General features: G+C 66.8%; 8 protein-coding genes. 3 read left to right on the top strand and 5 right to left on the bottom strand.

Annotation, left to right across the window (positions count from 1 at the left end):
- Nucleotides 1-27: 27 nt before the first annotated feature.
- Nucleotides 28-333, bottom strand: coding sequence for a cell division topological specificity factor MinE (gene minE / locus KBY67_RS14615; RefSeq protein ID WP_255111819.1), 306 nt, complete (start codon nucleotides 331-333; stop codon nucleotides 28-30).
- 6 nt (nucleotides 334-339) lie between these two features.
- Nucleotides 340-1,173, bottom strand: a complete 834-nt coding sequence (gene minD / locus KBY67_RS14610) for a septum site-determining protein MinD (protein ID WP_255111818.1) — start codon at nucleotides 1,171-1,173, stop codon at nucleotides 340-342.
- 10 nt (nucleotides 1,174-1,183) lie between these two features.
- On the opposite strand from minD, the gene KBY67_RS14605 reads away from it, so the two are divergent.
- The 3 genes from KBY67_RS14605 to KBY67_RS14595 are packed head-to-tail and all read left to right on the top strand — an operon-like array spanning nucleotide 1,184 to nucleotide 3,356.
- Complete coding sequence (locus KBY67_RS14605; RefSeq protein WP_255111817.1) at nucleotides 1,184-2,206, top strand: phosphatidylserine/phosphatidylglycerophosphate/cardiolipin synthase family protein; 1,023 nt, start codon at nucleotides 1,184-1,186, stop codon at nucleotides 2,204-2,206.
- A complete protein-coding gene (locus KBY67_RS14600; protein WP_255111816.1) occupies nucleotides 2,203-2,775 on the top strand; it encodes a chromate transporter in 573 nt (190 codons plus the stop codon). Before KBY67_RS14605 ends, KBY67_RS14600 begins: the two co-directional genes overlap by 4 nt.
- Nucleotides 2,772-3,356, top strand: coding sequence for a chromate transporter (locus KBY67_RS14595; RefSeq protein ID WP_315855605.1), 585 nt, complete (start codon nucleotides 2,772-2,774; stop codon nucleotides 3,354-3,356). Before KBY67_RS14600 ends, KBY67_RS14595 begins: the two co-directional genes overlap by 4 nt.
- Here KBY67_RS14595 and minC read toward each other — a convergent pair.
- The 3 genes from minC to ctpZ are packed head-to-tail and all read right to left on the bottom strand — an operon-like array spanning nucleotide 3,346 to nucleotide 6,571.
- The gene (gene minC, locus KBY67_RS14590; RefSeq protein ID WP_255111814.1) at nucleotides 3,346-4,029 is read right to left on the bottom strand and encodes a septum site-determining protein MinC; all 684 of its coding nucleotides are present in this window, start codon (nucleotides 4,027-4,029) and stop codon (nucleotides 3,346-3,348) included. The two genes, KBY67_RS14595 and minC, sit on opposite strands and share 11 nt — an antisense overlap.
- Before the next feature lie 23 nt (nucleotides 4,030-4,052).
- Complete coding sequence (locus KBY67_RS14585) at nucleotides 4,053-5,324, bottom strand: HD domain-containing protein (RefSeq protein WP_255111813.1); 1,272 nt, start codon at nucleotides 5,322-5,324, stop codon at nucleotides 4,053-4,055.
- Nucleotides 5,321-6,571: a carboxyl-terminal processing protease CtpZ gene (ctpZ, locus tag KBY67_RS14580; RefSeq protein WP_255111820.1), complete on the bottom strand. Its 1,251-nt coding sequence runs from the start codon at nucleotides 6,569-6,571 to the stop codon at nucleotides 5,321-5,323. The genes KBY67_RS14585 and ctpZ overlap by 4 nt, the downstream gene beginning before the upstream one ends.
- Nucleotides 6,572-6,582 lie beyond the last annotated feature (11 nt).

Here is a 6,582-nt window from a genome sequence, read left to right as displayed (position 1 = left end):
GGGTAGGGGGGGGGCTCGGGCGCGCCTTCAGATGGTGGCCACAGAGGGATCGCCACCTGGGGGCAGTGGTTTCGGGCGGGCCCGCTTGATCGGCAGGTTGGCCACCAGGGCGGTGACGCGGTCCTCGGTTTCCAGGCTCACGTCCCCTTCCTCCAGATCGATCTCCACGTAGCGGGAGACCACCTCCAGGATTTCCCGGCGCATCTGCTCCAGCAGCTCGGGGTTGAGGTCGCTGCGGTCGTGGGCCAGCACCAGTTGCAGCCTCTGGCGAGCCATGCCCGCACTGGCGGGCTGACGACCGAGCAGCTTGTCGATGAAATCGCGCAAGGTCATCGCGGCTCAGAAGATTTTGGTGTGCATCAGGCGCCCCAGCTTGGCGCGCAGGCCCTGGCCCTCCTTGGAGGGGTCGGCCAGGGGCACCTCTTCACCACGCAGGCGGCGGGCCACGTTGGTGTAGGCCTGGCCCGCCGGGGAACGGCTGCCGTTGAGGGTGAGCGGCTCGCCCCGGTTGGTGGAGACGATCACCTGCTCGTCCTCCAGCACCAGGCCCAACAGCGGCAGGGCCAGGATGTCGGTGACATCGCTGACCGAGAGCATCTCCTGGTTGGCCATCATGCGCGGACGCACCCGGTTGAGCACCAGCTGAATCGGCTCGATCCCGCGGGTCTGCAGCAGACCGATCACCCGGTCGGCATCCCGCACCGCCGACACCTCCGGGGTGGTCACCACCAGGGCTTCACGGCAGGCGGCGGCCGCATTCTTGAAGCCGTCCTCGATGCCCGCCGGGCAATCGATCAGGACGTAGTCGAACTGCTCAGCCAGCAGACCCGTGATCTTTTTCATGTCCTCGGGCGTCAGCCACTCGAGCATGCGGGGGTTGCCGGCCGGCAGCAGCGAGAGGTTGGGCTCCTGCTTGTGCTTCACCAGGGCCTGCTCCAGGCGGCAGCTTCCGGAGAGCACCTCCTGGGCGGTGTAGACGATCCGGTTCTCCAGCCCCAGCAACAGATCAAGGTTGCGCAGGCCGAAGTCGGCGTCGAGCACAGCCGTGCGGGCCCCCTGCTTGGCCAGGGCAACGCCCAGGTTGGCCGTAAGCGTGGTTTTGCCGACACCACCTTTGCCGGAACAGATCAGAATCACGCGGCTCTGTGTGCTCGTCACGGGTTCGCCAGACATGCCTCTGATTATGACCCCCATCCCCGGCCAGCCCCCGCTGGATCAGCCCGGATTCCAGCAACGCCTGCTGGTGATGCCCGACGACGGCATCGAAGCCGTTGTGAAGTTGATCGATCAGGCCAGTGAGCAGTTGCTGCTCAAGCAGTTCAAGCTGCAGTCCGAGGCGCTGGTGGAGGCGCTGATGCGGGCCCATGCACGGGGGGTGGTTGTTCGTGTGATGCTCAATCCCCACACATCAGGAGGGGACCGCTGGAATGATCAGACTTTCGCCAGGTTGCATGCAGCAGGCCTGGATGTGTCATGGACCAGTGACTCCTTCCCGGTGACCCATGAGAAGTCCATGGTGGTTGACGATCATCTGGCCCTGATCGCCACCTTCAATTTTGCGGATAAGTATTTCACCCAGACGCGCGACTATGCGGTCGTCAGCACCTCCGCTTCTGTGGTTGAGCAGGTGCGCGCCGGCTTTGAGGCCGACTGGCGACGTTCTTTCTTCGAGCCCAATCTGGAGGTTGGCCTGGTCTGGAGTAGCTATCACAGCCGTGGACAGATGGCGCGACTGGTGGATTCTGCCGAGCGCACGCTCTGGATCCAACATCCCAAATTTGTTGACGCTGTGATTCTTGAGCGGATTATCTCCGCCCGTGAGCGGGGCGTGAAGGTGCGCGTGCTCTGTGGCGGCAAGCACGGAATCAGCGACTGGGACATCTACGACACCTTCGCTTCCCTGCGGCTGATGGACCGCTTCGGGGTCAAGGTACGCCGGCAGAAGCATCTCAAGCTCCACGCCAAACTGATCCTTGTGGATGGGGTCTCTGCCCTGATCGGTTCCATGAACATCGACCGCAGTGCCTTCGACCTTCGCCGGGAGCTGGGCATCGAAACCGACGCCCCTCAAGTGGTGTCACGCCTCAAGGACACCTTTCAGCACGACTGGGACCGCGCCAAAAAGTATCGCGCGCCCGATCCCCTGGATCCCTCCCAGCACGAGATTGGCGAGCTGCCTCCCGATCCCCACTTCGTTCACGAGTGACCAACCTCTCACCGCCGCCCAACCATCGCCAGTTGCTGATCGGCATGGCCCAGGTGGCCCTCTCCTCCTTTGGTGGGGGCCTCTCGGCCTGGAGCCAGCGCATCGTTGTCGACCAGCGACGCTGGATGAGCGATGAGCAGTTCCTCACCGGCCTGACGGTGGCCCGACTCTTCCCCGGGCCCAATCAGATCAATATGGCCGTTTATATCGGCGCCTACTTCCAAGGCCTAACTGGGGCGATGGCCGCTCTGGCCGGCATTCTGCTGACTCCGTTCAGTTTGTTGATGGCGCTGGGGCTGATCTATTTCCAGGTGCACCAGATCCCGGCGGTGGATCGAGTGTTGGCCGGGGTGGTGGCCGCGGCTGCCGGGATGGCCCTCTCGATGGGATTCAGGATTCTGGGCAGTTACTGGCGCGACCCAATCGCCTTGGCACTGGCGGCTGCCACCTTTGTGGCTCTGGTCGTGGTTCAGGTTCGTCTGATCCCCCTGGTGCTGGTGGCAGGGCCAGTGGCGATGGCCTGGTATTGGCCGCGGCCAGGCTCGCCCGGGGGGGTGGCTTCGAAATGATGGAGGCCTGCACTCAGCTGCGCCAGGGAGACTGGAGCCAGTTACTGGAGGTCATCAGAACCTTTCTTTCTTTGTCGCTGTTTTCCCTGGGCGGTGGTAACACTCTTCTGGCGGAGTACCACCATCTCAGCGTCGATCAGTACTGCTGGCTCACCCCCTCGCAGTTCGCTGATCTCTATGCGCTCGCGGAGGCGGCTCCGGGCCCCAGCTCGATGATTGTCGGTCTGCTCGGTATGGGGGCCGCCTGGCGAGAGGGCCCGCTCTGGGCCCTATTGAGTGCCTATGCCGCTGAGCTGGCGGTGCTGCTGCCCTCCACCCTGCTGATGGTGCTGGCCAGCCTGAGTTGGAACATGCTGAAGGATTCCCCCTGGCGCCTTGCTTTCGAGAGGGGGATGGGGCCGATCACTCTGGGGATCCTGTTCTCTGTAGGGGTGAAGATCCTTCAGACCTCCAACCATGGTCTGCCGGCCTATGCGGTGTCGATCGCGGTGTGCGTGTTGATGCTGCGCACCCGCCTTTCGCCGCTGTGGTTCATGGCTGTGGCCGGGTTGCTGGGGGGGTTGGGGGTGATCAACCGTTGAAGGGCGGCCAGCTCGGCTCGGCTGGATCGATGCGAATCACCCCATCCACCAGGCGGGCTTGTTCGCAGTGCCCCTGCGGTGGGGATTCCTCCGGTCCCCTGGCGATCACCGCGGCGATGCGCAGTTGCAGGGGCCGCAGCTGCAGGGCCACGATCCTGGCATTGGGGTCACCGTGGCAGCCGGCATGGGCCACCCCCCGAAGCCGGCCCCATACGAGCACGTGCGCGCCGGCGCTGACCCGGGCGCCCGGGTTGACATCCCCAAGCACCAGGGCCGTGCCCTGCACTTGGAGGTGATCGCCGGAGCGCAGGGTGCCCCGCTGAATCACCAGATCGGGGCTGGGGTCGGAGAGGGCACCGGCTTCTGGGGCGCTCGCTAGCTGCAGGTCTGTGGCCAGGCCGATGGCCGCCGCCGCCGCCAGGGTGAGTGCCTGGCGGCCAGCCACGCCGATCAGCTGGAGCTGGTGGGCGGCCAGCTGTCGCTCCAGGGCTCGCAGCTCGGTCACCGTCAGCAGCCAGTCGCCGCTCTGGAGCAGCAAGGCTCCGCTGCCGTTTACCCCATTGAGGCCCCGCTGCAGCTGCTGGGGCAGGGGAGCAGCCTCAGGGCCCGGTGCCGGCAGCAGTAGCTGGTGGGGCAGGCCGCTACGGGCGGCAGGCACGAACTCAGCAGCCATCGCCGCATGCGAAGGAGCCCAACCTAGGCAGCGCCATGGCCCCTGCCCCCCAGGGCCCTGGCCTGCTCCCGCAGGGCTTCACTCACCTCGGGGGGGTGGATCAACCAGGCCAGCTCCACCGGCTTCACCAGGCTGGCCACCAGGGGGGAGCATTCCTCCAGAGCTGCCAGAGAGTCCCCATCCCAGAGCCGCAGCCCACCTTTGTAGGGGTCGTAGCCACGGTTCTGACGCTGCTGCAGGGCGCAGCAGAGGCTGGGCTTCAACCCGGCTGCCTCGCTCAGCCGCTGGGCCAGGGCCAGCAGCTCCAGCCGCCCACCGGCCGCCAGGTGGCTGACGTCACTGGCTCGCAGCAGCCGCCGATCCAGCAGGCGCCCGCAGAGCTCCTTCAGGTCAGTGGGGCCCTCCTCCCGCCAGCGCACCAGGTGATAGCCCGTGCGCAGGTCGTCGTTGGCCAAGTAGCTCTCCAGGTCGAGGCTCCCAGGGCGCCACAGCCATGCCGCCATCACCGCATCGGCGTCGACGCCGCCCTCAGGTCCGAGGCGGCGGGCCAGCTGGATCGTCTGGGTCAGCAACCAGTTGCAGACCACATTGAGCCGGTGGTTGTAGAGGCTGCGGTACATCAGGCTGCGCACCACCAGGTAGTGCTCCACCGCCATCAGTCCCTTTGGGTGCAGCGCCAGGTTGCCGTCGGGAGCCACGGTCAGGGCCCCCAGGATCCGCTCCAGGTCCAGCTGGCCATAGCGGGTACCGGTGCTGTGGCTGTCCCGCAACAGGTAATCGAGCCGGTCGCAATCGAGCTGGCCGCTCACCAGGGAGGCCAGTGCCGGCTGGCGGTGCATGCCGTGCTCCAGCAGGTCGGCCACGGCATCGGCGCTGCCTGGGGCATGGCGCTCGAGGGGCTCCCGCAGGGCGGGGTGCTCCCGCACCAGCCGGGCTGACCAGGTTTCATGGCGCAGCCCATACATCTCCTCGCCTGAGTGGCTGAGCGGGGCGTGGCCCACGTCGTGCAGGAGAGCCGCGGCGTAAAGGACCCCTTGATCCTCTGCCAGCTGGGGGGCCTGGCGCTTCAGCTGGCGCAGGGCCAGCCGCGCCAGATGCAGCACCCCCAGGGAATGGGTGAAGCGACTCGACTCGGCGCCGTGGAAGGTGAGGAACGCCGGCCCCAGCTGACGGATCCGGCGCAGGCGCTGGAAGGGGGCCGTGTCGATCAGCTCCATGGCCAGGCCTTCGGCTGGATCGTTGCGCTCCAGCCGGATCGCTCCGTGCAGGGGATCGTGATACGTGCGCTGGCTCATGTCGGGGGGAGCTCCGGCAGCAGCTGCTCGGCGGCCAGCTCCAGCCAGGGGTCGTCATCCCCGCCGGGATTGAGGGGTTCCGGCTGGGGCAGCAACCGGTCGGGCGCGATGCCCTGGTTCTGGATGTCACGGCCGCTGGGGGTGAGGTAGCGGGCCACGGTCACGGCCAGGCCACTGCCGTCACCCAGGTTGATCAACGTCTGGATCAGCCCCTTGCCGAAGGTGCGGCTGCCCAGCAGGGGTGAGCGGCCGTCGTCCTGGAGGGCGCCTGCCAGGATTTCGCTGGCGCTGGCGGTGCCCCCGTTCACCAGGGTGACCATCGGACCGCCATACAGCTGGCCGGCCGCAGCCTGCCTTCGCTCACTCAATCCTTCGCGGTTCATGGTCTCCACGATCGGCTGGGCGGCGAGGAAGGCATTGGCCACCGCCACTCCCCCCTCCACAAGACCGCCGGAGTTGTTGCGCAGATCAAGAATCACCCCCTCCACGCCCTCCTGAGCGAAACCCTGGAGAGCCTCCCGCACCCCAGCGGGAACCGGCTCGCTGAACTGGGTGATGCGCAGCAGGCCCAGGAGATGGCCCCCGCGCCTGAGCAGCCTGGTGCGTACGGGTTGCAACTCCACCCGCTGCCGCCTGAGCAACACCAGCCTGGGTTCCGCCTCGGGGTCGGGGGGCTGGATCAGCAGCTGCAAACTGGTGCCTGCCGCACCCCGCAGCCGAGCGGCCGTGGCCTCCAGCCCAAGGATCCGGCAGGATTCTCCCTCCACCTCCAGCACTTCGCTGCCCGAGCTGATGCCGGCTTCGGCGGCCGGTGATCCATCCAGCGGCGCGATCACCACGATCCCCTGCCCGTCTTCCGCGAGGCTCAGCTGCAGGCCGACGCCGCTGACGCTTCCCTCCGTGGTGGCACGCAGCGCCCTGTAATCGGCGGGGCGCAGCAGCCGGGTGTAGGGATCGCCGATCGGCTCGAGCATCGAGGCGATGGCGTCGTAGGCCTCGGTGCTGGTTTCGATCGGCTGCTCCAGGGCCTTCTGGCGCAGGCGCCGCCAGTGAACAGTTTCAAAACGTGTGGGGTCGACATAGCTCTGGTTGACCAGCCGCCAGGCCTCCACCACCAGCTGCTGGGCATCGTTGAGGGCTAGGGCCGGGCCGGGCTGCAGCCCTAGGACGAGCAGCAGAGCCAGCGCCACAGCAGCTCTTTTTGTCCAGGTGATCAGAGGGTTGCAGCGGGGCTGGGGCGGGCTCATGGCTGACAAGC

The organism is Synechococcus sp. RedBA-s (assembly GCF_024345495.1).
Lineage (GTDB): Bacteria > Cyanobacteriota > Cyanobacteriia > PCC-6307 > Cyanobiaceae > Regnicoccus_A.
This window is presented reverse-complemented; position numbering and strand designations above follow the sequence as displayed.